Here is a 20,181-nt window from a genome sequence, read left to right on the forward strand (position 1 = left end):
CGATCCCATCCCGAACTCGGAAGTGAAACGCAGCTGCGCCGATGGTAGTGTGGCCTAAGCCATGCGAGAGTAGGTCATCGCCAGGGTTTTTACCCCGAAAACCCCGCTGCTCACGCAGCGGGGTTTTCCTTTTGTTCTTCTCCCAGCGGGAGGAACGCTTCGATACAGCTGCCAATGCAGATGGCGCCCGGCCATACGGCGCTGCCTTGTAGTCCAGCGTGAGCGCCCCGCAGCGATCGGCAGGCCCCTCGGCAAATGTCCCCCGGCCGCCGCCTGGCGGCGACGGCCTCCTCCTTGATCTTGCCCAGACGCCTAGCGGCCGCTACGCGGCAATGCGTGCGGTACGCACCCGAGAACCGCAGCTCTTCTGAAGGCGCCAGTGGTCTGGACACGTTGGGTGCGATGCCCTTGTGGGCGAAATCAAGGAGGAGGGCGTCGCCGTAAGGCGGGGCCCGGAGGACATTCGCCGGCAAGGGTATCGTGGCCCAACGCCCGACCAACCCAGCCGCGTCCCCACACGATAGGGCAACGCCTGCCGCGGTTCGGCCACGCTGTCTGGAATGGTGCGCAAGCTATCTGGAATGATGTGACTGCATGGCACCGAGGCAGCGACGCCGCGTGCAGGCCGCGGGCGGGCATTCGGTCACATGGGATCAGTGTTGTTGGATCAGCTGCTGTGCGCCGGCAGCGACGTGGCGTCGCTGCAATGGGTCATGGACGAACGGACAGTCTGCAGTGAAGATGCCGCCGCGCTGGCCTGCAGGTGCATACGCTGCCGACCGGACTGCCGGGGCCACGCGTGGGTGGCCAGGCGGTCGAGAAGATCGCCGCCTGGCGGCAGCAATCGCCGTAGCGCCTGCTGCTTGACTGTCAGATCAGGCCAGCGCGGCTCGGCGCGCGGGGTGGGCATGGTGGCGGAACACGGCCACCGCCTGGGTAAGGTCGGCCGCCTGCGTTTCCAACAGGCGTGCGGCGGCACTGGCTTCTTCCACGAGTGCTGCGTTCTGCTGGGTGGCATCGTCCATCTGCGCCACGGTCTGGTTGATCTGATCGATGCCCGCGGCCTGCTCCTGCGAGGCTGAGGAAATCTCGGCCATGATGCCGCTGACGCTGGCCACGCTGCTGACGATCTCGCCCATGGTCTGCCCGGCGTCCTGCACCAGACGCGCGCCCTCGGCGACCTGCACCACGGAGGCGTCGATCAGGTTCTTGATCTCCTTGGCCGCATCGGCCGAGCGCTGGGCGAGGATGCGGACTTCGCTGGCGACCACCGCAAAGCCTCGACCCTGCTCGCCTGCGCGTGCTGCTTCCACGGCGGCGTTGAGGGCAAGAATATTGGTCTGGAAGGCGATGCCGTCGATGACGCGGGTGATGTCGCCGATCCGCTGCGAGGCGGTCTGTATGTCATCCATGGTGGTCACGACCTGGCTCACCACCTTACTGCCACGCGTGGCAACGTCATGCGCACCGTGCGCCAACGCACTGGCCTGGCGCGCGTGTTCTGCGTTCTGGCGTACCGTGGAGGTCAGTTCCTCCATCGAGGCGGCGGTCTCTTCCAGATGCGCGGCCTGGCGCTCGGTGCGCTCGGACAGATCATCGTTGCCGCTGGCGATCTCACTGGCGGCCAGCGAAATCGAACCGGTGCACTGCTTGATCCGCGCGACCATCGCCGTCAGCTGCTCCGCCGTTGCGTTGGCATCGCGCTGCATGGCCTCGAACGAGCCGTGGAAGTCGCCCTGCATGCGCTGATCCAGATCCCCGTCGGCCAGCGCCGAGAGCACGCGGCGGATCTCACCGACGGTGCCGCCGACGCTGTCCAGCAGCTGGTTGATGCCGCCGGTCAGGCCATTGAGGAAGCTGGCGCCTCCATCGGTGGCCTGCAGACGGCGATCAAGATCCCCCTTGCTGGCGGCATCGACGATGCCCGCCACCGCGTTCTCCAACAGCAGCTCATGGGTGCGGTCATGCCACTCCACCGCGAAACCCTGGCGTTTGCCCTGCGGATCGAACACCGGCGTCACCACCTGGGCGAAATGCACCGGCCCGATCCGGACGCGGCCATGGTGGGTGACCATCAAGGTATTGAGGATGGCGCGGATGCGGTCTGGATTGGCATGGAAGCGATGGATGCTGCTGCCGACCAGGCGCTCGGCGTCGAAGTCCGGAAAGGCCTCGCGCAGGCTGGTCTGCTGGTTGCGCAGCAGGGTCACCACCGACTGGTTGACGTAGCGGATCACGTGATCGTTGTCGGCGATCATCATCGCCGTGCGCGAGACATCCAGTGCCTGCCGGACCTGCGCATCGTGCTGATGCACAGCGTCCTGGGCCTGACGGTGCCCGGCGAGGTCTGCCGCGAAGGCGTTGGCGCGCGCCTCGGCGCGGACAAGCGCCTGCGCCTGGCGGCGGCCGCGCGTGGCGAGCATCCCCACCAGCGCCGCGACGATGGCGAGCGGCGGCACCGACCACGGCTGCCGCAACCAGACCGCGGTGATCAGCGCGGCGAGCAACACTACGCCAGCTGCGATCAGATAGACCGTGTCGCGGCCGGGCGTGGAACGCGGGGTACGGTCGGGTGGGCGGGGCGACGCATGGGAGATGGCGGACATAAGAACTCCAGGATCAGCAGAAAGCAGGCATTCCGCCGCGCGCGGGCGGACGGGCGGGGACCGCCCCGGACACCGGCAATGCGGTGGGCGTGGCAGTGGAAAGCGCGGGGGATCGGGGCGGCTGGGGAACGTATGCGCGAGGGCACGCCGCTGCCCTGGCGCGGGGTGCCACGGGCGCGACCCGGCCCGGTGGGCGGTGGCGCGGCCAATCCGACATTGCTACGACCTTCCCTGGAAGCCTTGGTGGATACGCGGCTTCGCAACGGCGGAGCAAGCGGCAATGCAGCCGACGCATGCCGGGCTGCATCCTTGGTATCGGCCGGGAAGCGGAAACATTGAGCGGCGTGACATCCGCCGACCGACACGATCTGCTACAGCGCAACGCGCCGGAGGGGGGCGTTGTGTCGACTCAACGCGACGACGCGAAGCCTGTCATTCGGCCAGGAAGCGACGGATCACGTCACCCACCACCTGCGGATGCTCCATGTGCAGATGGTGCGTGCCCGGGAACACCGCCAGCCGCCCGTCACGCAGCAGACCGATGCGCTCGCTGCGCAGCGGCTCGGGGTAATAGGACTGCGCCGGTGTCGCGTAGATCACCTGGGTCGGGCAGTCGATCGCGGCGAGCAGGTCGTCGATCTGCGCCTCGCTCAGGCGCATCGCGGTCGGCAGCATCAGGCGCTGATCGCTGCACCAGCTGTAACCGCCGTCGACCGGTGTGACGCCGCGTTCGACCAGCAGGCGCGCGCAGGGCTCGCTGAGCTGGTTGGCCATCATGCGGGCGCGGATCGGGGCGATCAGATCGGGAAACACCCGCAGTTTGCGGGTAGGCAGCGCCCGCGCGGCGCGCACGTGTTCGCGAAGACGCTGCGCGGTCTCATTCTCCGGGCCGCGCAGGCCACCGAGTGCCTCGATCGCGATCAGGCGCTCTACCCGTTCCGGGGCAGCCGCTGCGGTGAGGCTGGCGATGCCGGCGCCCATCGAATGACCAAGCAGCACGAAGCGGTCCCAGCCCAGCGCATCAGCGACGTCGAGCACGTGGCAGATCGCACCGGGCGTGTTGTATTGCGTGCCCGGTGGCAGGTGCGCGCTGTGGCCGTGGCCGGGCAGATCGATCGCCACCAGCTCCAGCTCCGGCAGCTGCGCGGCCAGCGGCACGAAGCTGGCGGCATTGTCCAGCCAGCCGTGCAGCGCCAGGACACGCGTGCCGCCGGTCTCAGCCGACCGCAGGCCGGCCACAGGGGTGCCGGCGACCGACAGCGAGAACGGCTGCAGCGTCATGCCAGCGCCGCGATGCTCAGCCGCGACAGCGCCAGTGCATGCGCCTGCGCGTCGTTGAGGCAGGGGATATAGCGCATCGTCGCGCCGCGCTCGGCAACGGTTTCGGTAAAGCCCATCGCCACTTCTTCCAGGGTTTCCAGGCAGTCGGTGGCAAAGCCGGGGCAGACCACGTCCATGCTGCGTACGCCCTTCTCGGCCATCGCCCACAGGGTGGGTTCGGCGTAGGGCTGCAGCCATTTTTCACGGCCGAAACGCGATTGGTAGGTCAGCTGCCAGGCATCGTCGGGCAGCTCCAGCGCTTGGGCGATTGCGTGGGCGCTGGCTTCGCAGCGCTGCGGATACGGATCGCCGGCATCGGCAAGGCGCTGCGGAATGCCGTGGAAGGAAAACACCAGTTTCTCGCCGCGGCCATGCTGTTCCCACCACTGGCGGATGCTGCCGGCGACGGCGGCGACCCAGTCCGGATCGACCGCGTAATCGCGCACCAGGGTCACAGTGACCCCGGGATGTTTCGGCTGCCACTCGCGCACCTGGTCCTCGATCGAGGCGGTGGTGGTGGTCGAGTACTGCGGATACAGCGGCAATACCACGATCCGTTTCATGCCTTCGGCGGCCAGCCGGTCCAGCTCGGCCGGCAGCGCCGGGGCGCCATAACGCATCGCATGGCGCACCCGCAGATCGGGCATCAGGCCCTGCATGGCCTCAGCCAGACGCCGGGTGTAGACCATCAGCGGGGAGCCGTCCGGCAGCCAGACCTGGGCGTACTTGGCGGCCGAACGACCGCTGCGCAGTGGCAGGATCAGCCCGTAGAGCAAGGGTTTCCAGAACAGCGGCGGAATCGCGACCACGCGCGGATCGCTGAGGAATTCAGCCAGGTAGCGACGCACCGCCGGGGCGGTTGGCGTCTCGGGCGTGCCTAGATTGACCGCCAGCACGGCGGTGTCGGGTGCGTCGAGCATGGCGTCATTCTCGCAGGTCTGCGCGATTGGCGGGATGGATTTGGATGATGAACACGATTTCTCAGCTGTATCGATAGTCCGGATCACTCATTGCGGATTCATCGCAAGCCTTCTAACGTCGGGCAGTTGCTTTATCTTTGTCTACGTAGACCTTCTGGAGCCCACCATGCGCCGTCTCAGCCTTGTACTGCTGATCTCCGCCAGCCTGCTGTCGACCCAGGCGATGGCCGGGCCACAGGAGGATCAGCGCGCCCGCAATGCGGTGCGCGTCCTGAATGAAATCCAGGACATCCCCGAGCAGGGCATTCCGGACAAACTGCTCGACGAAGGCCGCGCGGTCATCGTGATTCCCGACACGATCAAGGCCGGTCTGGTGATCGGTGGCCGTCGCGGCCACGGCCTGATGTCGGTCAAGACGCCCGATGGCAGCTGGTCCAACCCGGTGTTCGTGAAGCTCACCGGCGGCAGCATCGGCTTCCAGGCCGGTGTGCAGTCCTCCGATGTGGTGCTGGTGTTCCGCAACGACCGCAGCCTGGACAATCTCGTCAACGGCAAGTTCACCCTGGGCGCCGATGCCGGCGTCGCCGCTGGTCCGGTCGGCCGCAACGCCGCGGCCGCCACCGATGGCCAGCTGAAGGCCGAAATCTGGTCCTGGTCGCGCGCCCGCGGCCTGTTCGCCGGGGTGGCGCTGGATGGCGCCGTGCTGCAGATCGACGATGCCGCCAACCTGGACGCCTATGGCAGCAACACCACGCCGCGCATGGTGTTCGAAGGCCGTGTCGGCGAGCCGCCCTCGGTGGACGTGGTCGCCTTCCGTGATCGCCTGGAAGAAGCCACCTATACCGCCCGCGAGAAGCGCGGCACCGCGGGGAATGCCCCAGCGCCGGCCGCTGCGCCGCGCGCCGCCGCCGTACCGGTTCGACCTGAACAGGCACCGGCCCCGGCCGCCGCCGGCGCGACCACCGCCCCGCTGCAGTCCGTTCCGGCGCAACCGGCCGCGCAGCAGGGCTTCCAGCCGGTCGGCGACGGTGAAGTCCGTACCGAATCGCTGGACGGCAACTGACTTTTGTCACGCGCGCCGGCTTACCGCCGGTGCGCTATGCTCAACCGTCTGATCACTACGTAACGCGAGCGGCTCATGGGCAGTTTCAGCATCTGGCATTGGTTGGTCGTGCTGGTCATCGTTCTGCTGGTGTTCGGCACCAAGAAACTGACCAGCGGCGCCAAGGACCTTGGCAGCGCCGTCAAGGAATTCAAGAAGGGCATGCGCGACGAGGACAAGCCGAACGCGCAGCTCAGCGACAGTTCGCGTCCGCAGGACTCGACGACGACGTCGCAGACCGAGCACGACCGCGACCCGCGCTGATCCGGGCGGCTTGGCGTGTTCGATATCGGTTTCAGTGAACTGCTGGTCATCGCGGTGGTGGCCTTGGTCGTCCTCGGCCCCGAGCGGCTGCCCAAGGCGGCCCGCTTTGCCGGGCTGTGGGTGCGCCGTGCCCGCAACCAGTGGGATTCGGTGAAGCAGGAGCTCGAGCGTGAACTGCACGCCGAAGAGATCAAGCGGCAGTTCGATGATGTGAAAACCTCGATGCGCGATACCGAGTCGCAGCTGCGTGCCAGTGGCGAAGCGGTGCGCCGCGAAGCCGAGCAGATGCGTCAGGACGTGGCGCAGCATGGCGATGGCATTGCCGCGTCAGCCGAGGACGAACCGATGATGACCGGCCCCGCGCCGGGTTCGCCGGCCAGCGTGGCCCAGCATGTGGTGGCCACCGAGGAGGCCGAGCCGCCGCGCGATGCGATGGCGCCGCCGGGCATCGATGGCAGCGCGCCGCGTGCGGACGTCCCGGCGGCTCTGCCGCCGTCGACTGACACCGCGCCGCCTGCACCTGCGCCCACGCTGCCGAACCAAGAGGCACCGCGATGAGCGAGCATGAAAGCAACGAGAGTTCGCTGGTCGAACACCTGATCGAGCTGCGTGCGCGGCTGGTGCGCGCATTGATCGGGCTGGGCGTGGTGCTGCTGGGCCTGATGCCGTTCTCGCGGCAGATCTACACGATGATCGCCGAACCGTTGATCTCGCAGCTCCCCAACGGGCAGACGATGATCGCGACCAATCCGGCCGGCGCGTTTTTCGCGCCGTTGAAACTGACCTTCTTCGTGGCGGTATTCATCGCCGTACCGTGGCTGCTGTTCCAGCTGTGGTCGTTCGTGGCGCCGGGCCTGTACGCCCGCGAAAAACGCCTGGCGGTGCCCTTGCTGGCCTCGTCGGTGCTGCTGTTCTATCTGGGCTGCGCGTTCGCCTATTTCCTGGTGTTGCCGGCGGTGTTCCACTTCCTCACCACGTTCCGCCCGGAGGTGATTGCGATCACGCCGGATGCGACGGCGTACCTGGATTTCGTGCTGGCGATCTTCTTCGCCTTCGGCACCAGCTTCGAGCTGCCGGTGGCGATGGTGATCCTGGTGCTGCTCGGCTGGATCACGCCGCAGCAGTTCAAGGAAGGTCGCGGCTACGCGATCGTCGGCATCTTCGTGCTGGCTGCGGTGCTGACGCCGCCGGACGTGGTTTCGCAGCTGATGCTGGCCATTCCGATGTGCCTGCTCTACGAACTGGGCATCCACGCCGCGCGCTGGCTGGTGCCACGCCCGGGCGGGAAAGAGCAGCCGGAGTAAGGCACAGACAAAAAACCCGGCAAAGGCCGGGGTTTTTGTTTGGATCAGGCCGCGAACACGTTGTTCGGGCCCGGCATCGGCGGCGGGGTCTGCGGACCCTGCTGGCCGAACATCTGCTTCCACGCCGTGTAGATGGCACCGGCGAAGACCGGCATCACCACGCCCATCAGCAGCAGCTGCGCAACGAACAGCGCGAGCATCGTGCCGCCGATCAGCTGCGCGATCAGCGCGACCAGCATCACGCCGAAATAGATCGCAAACACCGCCACGAAGGCGAGCAGGAAGAACACCAGCATCGCCAGCACGTTGTGCAGGCAGGCGCGCAGGCTCAGGCGCATCGCCTGCAGGCCGTTGCGGTGCTCGAACATCACCTGCGGCGGCAGGGTGAACAGCGCCAGCGCCATCGCCAGGAAGGTCACCACCACCAGTGCCAGCCAGAGCAGGATGCGCATCGCCGGCAGGCTCGCCATCAGCTCTTCGATCTGCGCCGGGTCCGGCTGCGCGCCGGACTGGCTGATCGCGTTGAGCTGCACCATCACCTCGCTCAGGTGCTGCAGGCCACTGCTGCCGATCAACATCAGCAACAACACGCCCAGGAACAGGCCGGCCACCAGCTGCGGCAGCAGCGAGGCGAGCAGGTTCAACGCGCGGCCTTCATGCAGGCCCTGCAGCAGGTGCGACGGCTGCGCGACGCGACCCTGGTCGACTTCGCGCACGGCCCACACCAGGCCGCCGAAGAACAGCGGGCCGGCCAGTGCCATCAACAGCTGCGCCAGCGTGCTCAGCGCCGGGCTGACCATCGCCAGCGACATCACCAGCAACGCGGCCACGGCCCAGATCACGCCGAGCAGGCCCAGCGCCAGCGGCGCCTTGCGCAGCAGGGTGAAACCCGACACCAGCCATTCCGCGCCGGCGGAGGCCGGCAGCTTGCGAATCTCGCTCATAACATTCCGGGACAGGGGAGAAGGCGCGAACGCCCGATTGCGGTCGATTATCCCTGTTTTCCCGGCGCTTGACCTGAAGGCCGCCCTGCGCGGCGCGGACGCTGCGTTGCGCCCGGATGACGGCGCCGCGCCGGCCTCAGGCGTTGCGTGCCTGGCGGACGAAACGGCGCAGCAACTGGCGGGCCAGCGGCGCGGCGCTGACCTCGCGGGCGACACTGCGCGCGCAGCCGCCGTGCTGGCGGATGCACTCGGCGCGGGCGCGGACGTAGCCGCGCATGTGGTGGGTGGCGAACTCCGGATGGAACTGCACGCCCCAGGCATGCGCGCCCCAGCGGAAGGCGTGGCAGTTGTCCTGCGCCGAGCGCGCCAGGATCGCGGCACCTTCCGGGGCGCGCAGCACCGTCTGCAGGTGGGTGGCGTGGGCCGGGAAGCGTGCGGGCAGGCCGCCGAACAGCGGATCGTCGACTGCCGACGGATCCAGCGCCAGCTCGATCGTGCCGGACTCGCGCCCGGCCGGGTTGTAGGCGACTTCGCCGCCCAGCGCGTGGGCAAGCAGCTGGTGGCCGTAGCAGATACCGAACACCGGGCGGTCGTCGTGGGCGGCTTCGCGCAGCCACTGCGCGCTGCGTTCGCTCCACTCGGCGCGGTCGGTGACGTAGGCGGCCGAGCCGCTGACGATCACCCCGGCAAAATCGCGGTGGCTGGGCAGGGTGCCGCCATGCTCGACATCGACCACCACGGTCTCGTCGGCATCCAGCCCGGCCGCGACCCGGATCCAGTGCGAAAACCGCCCGTAGCGGCGCAGCGAGGCGACGGGTTGGCCGGTTTCAAGAATCAGGAACGGGGCGGAATTCATCCGGGGGAGGCAGGACCGAGAGGACTTCCTCGATTGTAGTCAGCCCTGCCGCTACCTTTTCAAGCCCCGCGCGACGCAGGGTTCGTACCCCTTCAGCACGTGCGGCACGGTTGAAGGCGGCCAGATCCATGTCCGCGCGGATGTGCCGGCGCAGGCTGGAACCCAATGGCAGCAACTCATACAGGCCCACGCGGCCGAGGAAACCGGTGCGTCGGCAGTCGATGCAGCCGACCGGTGCATATGGCGTGGGCGCCTGAGGTAATGCTGCATCGGCATCAGTCAGCACCGCCCATTGCTCGGCCGAGAGCACCGTGGGCACCTTGCAGCTGGCGCACAGGGTGCGCACCAGGCGCTGGGCGAGCACCCCGTTGAGGGTGGAGGCGAGCAGGTAATGCGGCACGCCCAGATCGAGCAGGCGCGTGATCGCCGAGGGCGCATCGTTGGTGTGCAGGGTGGACAGCACCAGGTGGCCGGTCAACGAGGCCTGGACCGCCATCTGCGCGGTCTCCAGGTCGCGGATCTCGCCGATCATGATGATGTCCGGGTCCTGCCGCAGCAGGGTGCGCACGCCGCTGGCGAAATCCAGGTCGATGTTGGTCTGCACCTGCATCTGGTTGAATTCCGGGGCGATCATTTCGATCGGGTCTTCCACCGTGCAGACATTCACGTCCGGGGTGGCCAGCCGCTTCAGCGTGGAATACAGGGTGGTGGTCTTGCCCGAGCCGGTCGGCCCGGTGACCAGCACGATGCCGTGCGGGCGCTCGACCAGGGCGGTCCAGCCGGCCGCTTCCTGCGGGCTGAAGCCGAGCTGGTCGATGCTCTTGAAGGCGGCATCCGGGTCGAAGATGCGCATCACGCACTTTTCGCCGAACGCAGTGGGCATGGTCGACAGGCGCATTTCCACCTCCCGCCCACCCGGGGAGCGGGTCTTGATACGGCCGTCCTGCGGGCGCCGGCGCTCGGCCAGGTCCATCCGGCCCAGCACCTTGATCCGGCTGACCACGGCGGTCATCACCGCCGGCGGCACCTCGAACACCTTGTGCAGGACGCCATCGATGCGGAAGCGCATGCGGCCCATGTCGCGGCGTGGCTCCAGATGGATGTCCGAGGCGCGCTGCTCGTAGGCGTACTGCAGCAGCCAGTCGACGATGTGCACGATGTGCTGGTCGTCGGCGTTGACGTCGCCGGCGCGGCCCAGCTCGACCAGTTGCTCGAAGCTGGGCAGGGTGCTGCTGGTTTCGCCGCGGACATCGCCACGGGCGCCGCGCACCGAGCGCGTCACCCCGTAGAACTCCATGGTGTAGCGGTGCAGGTCCAGCGGGTTGACCATCGCCAGCTCGATCCGGCGGCGGCTCAGGTGCTGCAGGTCACGCAGCCATTCCTGGGCCAGCGGCTCGCTGGTGGCGACCAGGACGCGCTCGCTGTCCACCGCCAGCGGCAGGAAGCGGTGGCGGCGGGCATAGGCATGGGAGACCAGGGCGGTGACTGCCGAGACGTCGACCCGGGTCGGGTCCACCCGCAGGTAGCGCACACCCGCGCGCTGGGCCAGCCACTCGCTGAGGCGCTCCAGGCCGAGCTCGCCGCCGGCGCTGGCGCCCAGCTTCAGGTTGGCCAGCAGGACCAGTGGATGGACCTCGCTGGCGTTGCGTGCGCCCGGGGCGGAGAAGCGGATGCGCTCCAGATCGGCGGCGGCGACCAGGCCATCGGCGACCAGCGCTGCAGCGACCTGGTCGAAATCGAGGCGCCCGTGTGGCAGGGGGAGGACCCCCTCAGGGACACTGGCAAACGCCGCTGGCAGGCGTGGATCCATCCTCCGTTTCCCCAGGCACGGAAGGCCCGTGCGGTCGGTCGCTATACTAGCGCACCCCTTCTGCAGGCAAGAATCCGCCGCATGTCCGTCACGACGAACGTTCCCATCACTTTCCAGGGCCTGATCCAGACCCTCAACCAGTATTGGGCGCAGCAGGGCTGCGTGCTGATCCAGCCGCTGGACCTGGAGGTCGGTGCGGGCACCTTCCACCCGGCCACGTTCCTGCGCTCGATCGGTCCGGAAAGCTGGAATGCCGCGTACGTGCAGCCCTCGCGCCGCCCGACCGACGGCCGCTACGGCGAAAACCCCAACCGCCTGCAGCGCTACTACCAGTACCAGGTGGCGATGAAGCCGAGCCCGGACAACATCCAGCAGCTCTACCTGGATTCGCTCAAGGCGCTGGGCATCGATCCGCTGGTGCACGACCTGCGCTTCGTCGAGGACAACTGGGAATCGCCGACCCTCGGCGCCTGGGGCCTGGGCTGGGAAGTGTGGTTGAACGGGATGGAAGTCACCCAGTTCACCTATTTCCAGCAGGCCGGCGGCCTGGAGTGCAAGCCGGTACTCGGCGAGATCACCTACGGTCTGGAGCGCCTGTGCATGTACCTGCAGAACTGCGACAACGTCTATGACCTGATCTGGACCTACGGTCCGGATGGCACCCCGGTCACCTATGGCGATGTGTACCTGCAGAACGAGATCGAGCAGAGCACCTACAACTTCGAATACGCCGACGTGGACGAAATGTTCCATCGCTTCGATGCCTGCGAAAAAGAAGCGCAGACGCTGGTCGATGTCGGCCTGCCGCTGCCCGCGTATGAGCAGGTCTGCAAGGCCAGCCATGCGTTCAATTTGCTGGATGCGCGCCGCGCGATCAGCGTGACCGAGCGCCAGCGCTACATCCTGCGCGTGCGCGCGCTGGCCCAGGCCGTGGCCAGGCTGTACGAGGCCAAGCGCCTGGACGCCGTGGCCGCCAAGGAGGTGCAGGCATGAGCACGATGCAGCCGCTGCTGATCGAACTGGGTACCGAAGAACTGCCGGTCAAGGCGCTGCCGGGCCTGGCCCAGGCCTTCTTCGATGGCGTCGTGGACGGCCTGAGCAAGCGTGGCGTGGCCATCGAACGGGGCGACGCCAAGCCGCTGTCCACGCCGCGCCGCCTGGCCGTGCTGCTGCCCGGCGTGGCGGTGGAACAGCCGGAACAGCACAGCGAAGTGCTGGGCCCGTACCTGAACATCGCGCTTGACGCCGAGGGTCAGCCGACCAAGGCGCTGCAGGGCTTCGCGGCCAAGGCCGGGATCGACTGGACCGCGCTGGAACGCACCACCGATGCCAAGGGCGAGCGCTTCGTGCACCGCTCCACCACGCCGGGCGCGCGCACCGCGACGCTGCTGCCGGAGATCCTGCGCGAGGCGATCGCCGCGATGCCGATCCCCAAGCCGATGCGCTGGGGCAGTCACACCTATGGCTTCGCCCGCCCGGTGCATTGGCTGGTGCTGCTGCACGGCCCGGACATCATCGAGGCCGAGGTGCTGGGCCTGAAGGCCGACCGCATGAGCCGCGGCCATCGCTTCATGCATGACAAGACCGTGTGGCTGAGCGCGCCGGAGGACTACGTCGCCTCGCTGCAGGCCGCCTATGTGCTGGTCGACGCCGACGCGCGCCGTACCCGCATCGTCGAGCAGGTCAACGCCGCGGCCGCGCAGGCCGGTGGCCAGGCACGCATCACCCCGGACAACCTGGAACAGGTGGTCAACCTGGTCGAATGGCCGGCGCCGGTGCTGTGCAGTTTCGAGCGCGAGTTCCTGGCGGTGCCGCAGGAAGCGCTGATCGAGACGATGGAGATCAACCAGAAGTTCTTCCCGGTGCTCGATGCCGGCGGCAAGCTGACCGAGAAGTTCATCGGCATCGCCAACATCGACTCCAAGGACGTGGCCGAAGTGGCCAAGGGCTACGAGCGCGTGATCCGTCCACGCTTCTCCGATGCCAAGTTCTTCTTCGACGAAGATCTGAAGCAGGGTCTGGAATCGATGGGCGATGGCCTGAAGACCGTCACCTACCAGGCCAAGCTGGGCTCGGTCGCCGACAAGGTCGCCCGCGTGGCCGCCCTCGCCGAGGCCATCGCGCCGCAGGTGGGCGTCGAGCCGGTGCTGGCCAAGCGCGCCGCGGTGCTGGCCAAGAACGACCTGCAGTCGCGCATGGTCAACGAGTTCCCGGAACTGCAGGGCATTGCCGGCCGCCATTACGCCGTGGTCGGCGGGGAGTCGCCCGAGGTCGCGCTGGCCATCGACGAGGCCTACCAGCCGCGCTTCGGTGGGGATGACATCGCGCTGTCGCCGCTGGGCAAGGTGCTGGCCATCGCCGAGCGTCTGGACACGCTGGCCGGCGGCTTTGCCGCAGGCCTGAAGCCGACCGGCAACAAGGATCCGTTCGCGCTGCGCCGCAATGCGCTGGGCCTGGCGCGGACGGTGATCGAGAGCGGGTTTGATCTGGATCTGCGCGCGTTGATCGGCACCGCCGTCGCCGGCCTGCCGGCGGGCGTGCAGCCCAGTGCCGAGCGCAAGACCGACGCGCTGCCGCAGGAGCTGTACGACTTCATCATCGACCGCCTGCGCGGCTATTACGCCGACAAGGGCGTGCCGGCCACGCACTTCAACGCGGTCGCCGAGTTGAAGCCGGCCTCGCTGTATGACTTCGACCGCCGCATCGATGCCATCGGCACCTTTGCCGCGCTGCCGGAAGCCGAGGCGCTGGCCGCGGCCAACAAGCGCATCCGCAACATCCTGCGCAAGGCCGAGGGCGAGATTCCGGGCATGATCGACCCGGCGCTGCTGGCCGAGCCGGCCGAAAGCGAACTGGCCGAAGCGGTGGAAGCGGCCATCGATGACAGCAACGCCAGCCTGCACCAGAAGGACTACGTGAGCGTGTTGAACCGGTTGGCGCGCTTGCGCCCGCAGGTGGATGCGTTCTTCGATGCGGTGATGGTCAATGCCGAGGATCCCGCGCTGCGGGCCAATCGCCTGGCCCTGCTCAAGCGCCTGGGCGACCGCCTGGGCAGCGTGGCGGCGATCGAACACCTGTCCAACTGACGCGGCGGGGCCAGGCGCCCCGCGGTGGACCAGAAGGCGCGACGGCGTGGGCTGTTCGCGCCTTCTGCGTTTCCGGGAGGGCGGCGCCCTGCGATCTTCGTGCTGGAAGCGTCATTTGGTGTCGCTGTTGCGTCGCGGACGCTTCTGTCCGATGACGTGTTGTCATCGATCAGACCGCGTGCAACGCAAGCGACTTTCTCGCGGAATTTAACGGCGTCTTCACTGCCGTTCTGAAACAGCCACGCCGATTTCGCATGCTTGCGATGGCCCGTTATGCTGTCGCCATGCAGCCAACGAAATTCGCCCTTCCGCTGATGTTCCTGTCCCTTGCCACCGTCTCGGTGGCACATGCACGGGGGACCATCGAGAAAGTGGACATCAAAGGATTGGACAAGGGCGACGACGCCGAGATGATCGAGAACATCGAGGTCTCGCTGTCCCTGTACGACACCATCGGCAAGGTCCAGGGCGAGTCGCGGCTGGAATATCTGTTGTCCCAGGCCGAGCGCCAGACCCGCGAGGCGCTGGAGCCGTTCGGCTACTACAACCCGACCATCACCGTGGAAAGCCCGCGCGAGGGCGAGAACCTGCGCGTGGTGATCCAGGTCGAGAAGGGACCGCCGACCGTGGTCCGCCGCGAGCATATCGACATCACCGGCCCGGCCCAGCTGGACCAGTACCTCCAGGAAGACCTGGAGAACTTCAAGCCGCGCAAGGGCCAGCGTTTCGAACACACCGAGTACGAAGCCAGCAAGATCCGGGTCACCCGGCGCCTGGCCGAGCGCGGTTACTTCGATGCCGACTTCACCCAGCGCCAGGTGCAGATCACCCGCGCCGAGAACGCCGCCGACGTCGACCTCACCTGGGACAGCGGCCGCCGCTACAACATGGGCGAGATCCGTTTCCATCAGGATTACTTCGTCGACAAGCTGTTCGACCCGCTGGTGTACTGGGACGAAGGCAGCTACTTCCACGAAGGCAAACTGGACCGCCTGCGCGAATCGCTGACCAAGCTCGATTACTTCAGCGTGATCGACATCCAGCCGCGCCCGGACCAGGCCGACGAGAACGGTGACGTGCCGGTGGACGTCAACCTGACCCGCGCCAAGCGCACGATCTACACCGCCGGCCTGAGCTACGGCAGCGAGAGTGGCGCCGGTGTGCGCGGCGGCCTGGAGCGGCGCTTCCTCAACAGCCGCGGCCACAAGATGAACACCCAGCTCGACTATGCGCAGAAGCGCAAGAGCCTGGTCACCAGCTACCGCATCCCGGGCTTTGCCTGGCTCGACGGCTGGTATGCGTTCACCGCCAGCGCCTATGACGAGCAGACCGACTACATCGACCTGCGCAACTTCAAACTGTCGGCCAGCCGCAGCGGTGAGATCAACGAGTACTGGACCGCGATCGCCTCGATCAACGCGCTGCGCGAGCGCTGGCGGTACGCCTCCGGCACCGAGTTCACCGACGCGGTCTACAACACTTCCACGCTGGTCTACCCGCAGCTGGTGGCCGACTACGTCAACGTGGACGATGAGATGTTCCCGCGCCGCGGCATCAGCGGCAGTGCAACGTTGCGTGGCGGCGTCGAAGGCGCCGGCTCGGACACCAGCTTCGTGCAGGCCAACATGGTGCTGCGCTGGTATGTGCCGATCGGCGACAGCGACCGCCTGATCCTGCGTGGCGAAGGCGGCACCACCTGGACCAGCGATCTGGTCGCGATGCCGCCGAGCCTGCGCTTCTTCGCCGGTGGCGATCGCAGCATCCGCGGCTATGCCTTCCGCGAAGTCGGCCCGCGTACCGCACCGCCGGACAAATACGCGCTCGGCGCGAAGAACCTGGTGGTCGGCTCGGCCGAATATGAGCATTACTTCAAGGGCGGGCCCTGGGGCGCGGCGGTGTTCGTCGACACCGGCAGCGCGTTCGACAACACCATCGACCTGCATACCGGCGTGGGCTTCGGCGTGCGCTGGAAATCGCCGGTGGGCCCGGTGCGCGTGGATATCGCGCATGGCCTGAACAACCCGGATTCGCAGTTCCAGCTGTACCTGAACATCGGAGCGGACCTGTGAGTACGCCGACGCCGTCCGCCCCCGCGACACCGCCTCCGCCGCGCGTGCGTTTCTACCGCAAGCGCCGCTTCTGGGCGTGGTCGGGCTTCACCGTGCTCGGCCTGGTGCTGCTGGCGCTGCTGCTGGTGTACTGGCTGCTGCAGACCGTGGCCGGCCGTGATGTGCTGCTGGCCCAGGTGGTGGCGCGGTTGCCGGTCGGCGCCTCGCTCACCTGGAGCAAGGTGGATGGCCCGGTCGCCGGGCCGCTGGTGCTGCACGACCTGGACTTCCGTTACGACGACATCCATTTCACCGCCGAACGCGCCTACCTGGATCCGGACATCCGGCCGCTGCTGGGCCGCAAGCTGCAGCTCGATGCGCTGCAGATCAAGAACGCCACGTTGAACCTGGCCAAGAGCGATGAGCCGTTTGAGCTGCCGTCGTGGCCGGACTCGCTGCCGCAGATCGAAATGCCGCTGGCGATCCAGGCCGACACCATCATCATCGATGGCTTCCGCATCACCCAGGCGCAGCAGCCGCTGATCGACATCGCCAAGGTGCGCGGTGGCCTGGAGATCGCCAATGGCGAATTCCGCGCGCGCCAGCTGATCGTGGACAGCAGCTACGGCGATTTCCGCGTGGACGGGCATTATCTGCCGCGCAGCGATTACGACACCGACATCACCCTCGGCGCGCTGATGCCGGCCCCGCGCGGGCGTACCCCGGCGCGCCTGGGCCTGGTTGCACGTGGCGACCTGGGGCATATGGAAGTGGCGATCGCCGGCAACGCGCCCGCGCCGCTGCAGGCCAGCCTGGTGTTCGATGGCCGCACCGACCCGGTGTGGAAACTCGCTGCGCGCAGCAAGGAACTGGACCTGGCCCTGCTGGTGCCGGGCATGGACGCGAGCACCAGCACGCCGATGGCGCTGGATGTGCAGGCCGACGGCAAGGGTGGCCAGGCCAATCTGCAGGGCAGCTTCAAGCAGGGCGACATCGCGGTGGAACTGGCACCGTCCAAGGTCGGCCTGGCCGACCAGGTACTGACCGTGTCGCCGCTGCAGGTGAAGGGCTTTGGTGGCCAGGCGCGGCTGGAAGGCATCGCTGATTTCACCGACAAGGAAAACGCCAGCCTGCGCTTCTCCATCGTCGCCAACGACCTCACCTTCGTGCCCGCCGCCGATACCACCACCCCGGGCGCTGCTGCGCCGGTGCCGGTGACGCTGAAAGAAGCGCGCATGGGCCTGGCCGGCACGCTCAAGGCGTGGGCGGCGGTCGGCCGTGCCTCGGTGGAACGCGAGAAGCAGGTGGCCGATCTGCAGTTCGACGTGCGCGGCAACGACCAGGCCGCCGTGATCAAACAGCTGCAGGCCAGCACGCCGGGCGGTTCGCTCGACGTGACCGGGCAGGTGGCCTGGGCGCCGCAGCTGGATTGGGACGTGGCCGCCAAACTGGCCGGCTTCGATCCGGGCTACTTCGCGCCAGGCTGGGACGGCAAGCTGTCCGGTTCGTTTGCCTCGAAGGGCCGCCAGTTGCCGCCGCCGGCCGGCAGTCCGGCCGGTACCGCTGGAAGCTACGAAGCCACCGTCGATGTGCCCGGCATCAAGGGCACGCTGCGCAAGCGCGCGCTGGATGCACAGGGCAAGTTCGCGCTGCGCGGCGAGCAGGGCGAGGGCAATCTCCGGCTGGCGCTGGGCAACAGCCGCCTGACCGCCAAGGGCTCGGTGGGCGATCGCCTGGATATCGATGCGCAGCTGGAGCCGGTGCAGCTGGACGACCTGCTGCCCAACAGCAGCGGCAGCCTGCGCGGCCATGTGCTGATCAAGGGCGCACGTACCGCGCCGGACATCACCGCCGATCTGGTTGGCAGTGGCCTGCGCTGGGACGACTGGAGCGCCGAGGCGATCAGCATCAAGGGGCGCCTGCCGTGGCAGGGCGACAGTGGCACGCTGGCGGTGCAGGGCAGCAAGGTCCAGGTCGGCATGCTGCTGGACACGCTCAACGTCAATGCCCGCGGCAGCCTCTCCAATCTGCGCCTGGATGCACAGACGAAGAACGAGCTGGGTGCTGTCGCGCTGGAAGGTGGCGTGCGCCAGCAGGGCCAGGCCTGGCGCGGCGATCTGACCGCGCTGCGTATCGCACCGGTCAAGGGCGATGCCTGGAGCCTGCGTGCACCGGCCACCTTCAGCGTGCAGGGCAGCAACGTCACCTTGAGCGATGCGTGCCTGGGGGCCGCCACCGGCGGCGCGCTGTGCGCCAGCGCGAACTGGCCGCGTGAAGGGCTGCTGGTGCGGGGCGATGCGTTGCCGCTGGCGCTGGTACAGCCATGGCTGCCGCCGCAGTCCGGGCGCCGCATCTTCCTGCGCGGTGAAGTGAATCTGGATGGGCGCATCCGCCCGCGCGGCAACGCGTGGGAGGGCAGCGCCTCGGTCACCTCGCGCGAAGGCGGGGTACGCCTGGGCGACAACGCGCGTGGCGAGCTGGTGCGTTACGACCAGTTCTCGGTGAACCTGGAGATGACCCCGCAGCAGATCAACGCCAAGCTCGGTGTCGGTTTCCAGGGCGACGGCTTCGTCGATGCCAAGGTGCAGACCGGCTGGGATGCCAACGCACCGCTGACCGGCGAGCTGTACATGAACATCGCGCGGCTGTACTGGCTGGAGTTGTTCTCGCCCGACATCGTGCGCCCGACCGGCCTGATCGAAGGCCACGTCAGCCTGCGCGGCACCCGTGGTACGCCGTCGTTGGGCGGTGAGGCCACGCTGAGCAAGTTCAATGGCGAGTTCCCCGCGCTCGGCCTGACCTTCGCCGAAGGCAAGGGCAGCTTCACCGCGCAGCCGGACGGCTCGGCCAAGATCACCGCCCAGGCCAACTCCGGCAAGGGCACGCTGTACGTCGATGGCGGGTTGTCGTGGTTCGGCGATGCACAGCCGCTGCAGCTGCATATCCACGGCGAGAATGTGCTGCTGGCCAACACCAGCGAGCTGCGCGTGATCGCCAATCCGGACCTGGATTTCACCCTGGCCGGCAGCGCGATGCAGCTGCGTGGCACCGTGCACGTGCCTGAAGCGGATCTCGATCTGGAGCGCCTGGACCGTGGCACCTCGGTCTCTGAAGACGTGGTGGTGCTGGACCCGGTCGATCCGGAAGAGGGTCCCAGCTCGCCGCTGGACATGGACCTGACCGTGAGCCTGGGCGACAAGGTCAAGATGGCCGGGTTCGGCTTGAAGGGCGCGCTGACCGGCAAGATGCAGGTATGGGCACGCCCGGGGCGGGAGATGACCGCCAACGGCGGGCTGGAAGTCAGTGGGCGCTACAAGGCCTACGGACAGGACCTGACCATCACCCGCGGCAACTTGAACTGGAACTACAACGCGGTCTCCGATCCGCGCATCAACATCCGTGCCCAGCGCACCGTGGGTGATGTCACCGCCGGCATCGACGTCACCGGGCGGGCGCAGTCTCCGCGCGTGGATGTGTGGTCGGAACCGGCGATGTCGCAGTCCGAGGCACTGGCCTATCTGGTGCTGGGACGCAGCCTCACCGGTGCCAGCAGCGATCAGGCCCAGCAGGTCAACGCGGCCTCGGCGGCGCTGTCGGCCGGCAGCGGCCTGCTCGCTTCGCAGCTGGGCGCCAAGCTTGGCCTGGACGACGCCGGCGTGAGCCAGTCGCGCGCGCTGGGCGGCTCGGTGATCGGCTTCGGCAAGTACATCTCGCCCAAGCTGTACATCGGCTACGGCGTCTCGCTGGTCGGCAGTGGCTCGGTGCTGACGCTGAAGTACCTGCTGCGCCGTGGCTTCGATGTGGAGCTTGAGTCGAGCACGGTGGAGAACCGTGGGTCGTTGAACTGGCGACGGGAGAAGTAAGCCACGGCCGATGGTTCAGGTGCCCCTGACCATCGGCCGTTGCCCTGCGGGGCCTCAG

Annotated in this window: 14 protein-coding genes and 1 rRNA gene; 9 read left to right on the forward strand and 6 right to left on the reverse strand. The window is 67.7% G+C overall.

Features of this window, described 5'->3' with window-relative positions:
* A 5S ribosomal RNA gene (gene rrf, locus EDF74_RS08625) occupies positions 1–86 on the forward strand; the annotation flags it as partial.
* 789 nt (positions 87–875) lie between these two features.
* On the opposite strand, the gene EDF74_RS08635 is transcribed toward rrf, so the two are convergent.
* The 3 genes from EDF74_RS08635 to hemH form a co-directional block, all read right to left on the reverse strand.
* A complete protein-coding gene (locus EDF74_RS08635) occupies positions 876–2,606 on the reverse strand; it encodes a methyl-accepting chemotaxis protein (protein ID WP_123729772.1) in 1,731 nt (576 codons plus the stop codon).
* A gap of 432 nt (positions 2,607–3,038) precedes the next feature.
* Entirely contained in the window at positions 3,039–3,887 is an 849-nt protein-coding gene (locus tag EDF74_RS08640; RefSeq protein ID WP_123729773.1) for an alpha/beta fold hydrolase, read from the reverse strand.
* Entirely contained in the window at positions 3,884–4,846 is a 963-nt protein-coding gene (gene hemH / locus EDF74_RS08645) for a ferrochelatase (RefSeq protein ID WP_123729774.1), read from the reverse strand. Before hemH ends, EDF74_RS08640 begins: the two co-directional genes overlap by 4 nt.
* A 166-nt stretch (positions 4,847–5,012) precedes the next feature.
* Between hemH and EDF74_RS08650 the strand changes: the two genes are divergently transcribed.
* The 4 genes from EDF74_RS08650 (at position 5,013) to tatC (ending at position 7,516) form a co-directional block, all read left to right on the forward strand.
* Positions 5,013–5,909: a lipid-binding SYLF domain-containing protein gene (locus tag EDF74_RS08650; RefSeq protein WP_123729775.1), complete on the forward strand. Its 897-nt coding sequence runs from the start codon at positions 5,013–5,015 to the stop codon at positions 5,907–5,909.
* 75 nt (positions 5,910–5,984) lie between these two features.
* Positions 5,985–6,212: a Sec-independent protein translocase subunit TatA gene (tatA, locus tag EDF74_RS08655; protein ID WP_019185586.1), complete on the forward strand. Its 228-nt coding sequence runs from the start codon at positions 5,985–5,987 to the stop codon at positions 6,210–6,212.
* A 15-nt stretch (positions 6,213–6,227) separates the two neighbouring features.
* Complete coding sequence (tatB, locus tag EDF74_RS08660) at positions 6,228–6,770, forward strand: Sec-independent protein translocase protein TatB (RefSeq protein WP_123729776.1); 543 nt, start codon at positions 6,228–6,230, stop codon at positions 6,768–6,770.
* Positions 6,767–7,516 carry a twin-arginine translocase subunit TatC gene (gene tatC / locus EDF74_RS08665; protein ID WP_102788725.1) on the forward strand — a complete coding sequence of 250 codons (750 nt, stop codon included), beginning with the start codon at positions 6,767–6,769 and terminating at the stop codon, positions 7,514–7,516. The genes tatB and tatC overlap by 4 nt, the downstream gene beginning before the upstream one ends.
* Positions 7,517–7,560: 44 nt before the next feature.
* On the opposite strand, the gene EDF74_RS08670 is transcribed toward tatC, so the two are convergent.
* From EDF74_RS08670 to EDF74_RS08680, 3 genes are all read right to left on the reverse strand, one after another.
* Entirely contained in the window at positions 7,561–8,460 is a 900-nt protein-coding gene (locus EDF74_RS08670; protein ID WP_123729777.1) for a BPSS1780 family membrane protein, read from the reverse strand.
* Between the two features lie 136 nt (positions 8,461–8,596).
* Positions 8,597–9,316, reverse strand: a complete 720-nt coding sequence (locus EDF74_RS08675) for a glutamine amidotransferase (protein WP_123729778.1) — start codon at positions 9,314–9,316, stop codon at positions 8,597–8,599.
* Positions 9,288–11,126, reverse strand: coding sequence for a GspE/PulE family protein (locus EDF74_RS08680; RefSeq protein WP_123729779.1), 1,839 nt, complete (start codon positions 11,124–11,126; stop codon positions 9,288–9,290). The genes EDF74_RS08675 and EDF74_RS08680 overlap by 29 nt, the downstream gene beginning before the upstream one ends.
* 81 nt (positions 11,127–11,207) lie before the next feature.
* Here EDF74_RS08680 and glyQ point away from each other — a divergent pair, with 81 nt between their 5' ends.
* From glyQ to EDF74_RS08700, 4 genes are all read left to right on the forward strand, one after another.
* Positions 11,208–12,119, forward strand: a complete 912-nt coding sequence (glyQ, locus tag EDF74_RS08685) for a glycine--tRNA ligase subunit alpha (RefSeq protein WP_123729780.1) — start codon at positions 11,208–11,210, stop codon at positions 12,117–12,119.
* A complete protein-coding gene (glyS, locus tag EDF74_RS08690) occupies positions 12,116–14,212 on the forward strand; it encodes a glycine--tRNA ligase subunit beta (protein WP_123729781.1) in 2,097 nt (698 codons plus the stop codon). Before glyQ ends, glyS begins: the two co-directional genes overlap by 4 nt.
* A gap of 263 nt (positions 14,213–14,475) precedes the next feature.
* On the forward strand, positions 14,476–16,281 hold the full coding sequence (locus tag EDF74_RS08695) for an autotransporter assembly complex protein TamA (protein ID WP_123729782.1): 1,806 nt from the start codon (positions 14,476–14,478) through the stop codon (positions 16,279–16,281).
* Positions 16,278–20,123: a translocation/assembly module TamB domain-containing protein gene (locus EDF74_RS08700; protein WP_123729783.1), complete on the forward strand. Its 3,846-nt coding sequence runs from the start codon at positions 16,278–16,280 to the stop codon at positions 20,121–20,123. The genes EDF74_RS08695 and EDF74_RS08700 overlap by 4 nt, the downstream gene beginning before the upstream one ends.
* The last annotated feature ends 58 nt before the right edge of the window (positions 20,124–20,181 follow it).

The organism is Stenotrophomonas rhizophila (genome assembly GCF_003751305.1).
GTDB classification, from domain to species: domain Bacteria; phylum Pseudomonadota; class Gammaproteobacteria; order Xanthomonadales; family Xanthomonadaceae; genus Stenotrophomonas; species Stenotrophomonas rhizophila_B.

Bases quoted from the DNA above. Each gene is read 5' to 3' on its own strand.
- glyS (WP_123729781.1), top strand. From the start codon at position 12,116: ATGAGCACGATGCAGCCGCTGCTGATCGAACTGGGTACCGAAGAACTG.
- tatC (WP_102788725.1), top strand. From the start codon at position 6,767: ATGAGCGAGCATGAAAGCAACGAGAGTTCGCTGGTCGAACACCTGATC.
- EDF74_RS08675 (WP_123729778.1), bottom strand. From the start codon at position 9,316: ATGAATTCCGCCCCGTTCCTGATTCTTGAAACCGGCCAACCCGTCGCC.
- hemH (WP_123729774.1), bottom strand. From the start codon at position 4,846: ATGCTCGACGCACCCGACACCGCCGTGCTGGCGGTCAATCTAGGCACG.
- tatA (WP_019185586.1), top strand. From the start codon at position 5,985: ATGGGCAGTTTCAGCATCTGGCATTGGTTGGTCGTGCTGGTCATCGTT.
- EDF74_RS08670 (WP_123729777.1), bottom strand. From the start codon at position 8,460: ATGAGCGAGATTCGCAAGCTGCCGGCCTCCGCCGGCGCGGAATGGCTG.
- EDF74_RS08650 (WP_123729775.1), top strand. From the start codon at position 5,013: ATGCGCCGTCTCAGCCTTGTACTGCTGATCTCCGCCAGCCTGCTGTCG.
- glyQ (WP_123729780.1), top strand. From the start codon at position 11,208: ATGTCCGTCACGACGAACGTTCCCATCACTTTCCAGGGCCTGATCCAG.
- EDF74_RS08695 (WP_123729782.1), top strand. From the start codon at position 14,476: ATGGCCCGTTATGCTGTCGCCATGCAGCCAACGAAATTCGCCCTTCCG.
- EDF74_RS08640 (WP_123729773.1), bottom strand. From the start codon at position 3,887: ATGACGCTGCAGCCGTTCTCGCTGTCGGTCGCCGGCACCCCTGTGGCC.
- EDF74_RS08635 (WP_123729772.1), bottom strand. From the start codon at position 2,606: ATGTCCGCCATCTCCCATGCGTCGCCCCGCCCACCCGACCGTACCCCG.
- EDF74_RS08680 (WP_123729779.1), bottom strand. From the start codon at position 11,126: ATGGATCCACGCCTGCCAGCGGCGTTTGCCAGTGTCCCTGAGGGGGTC.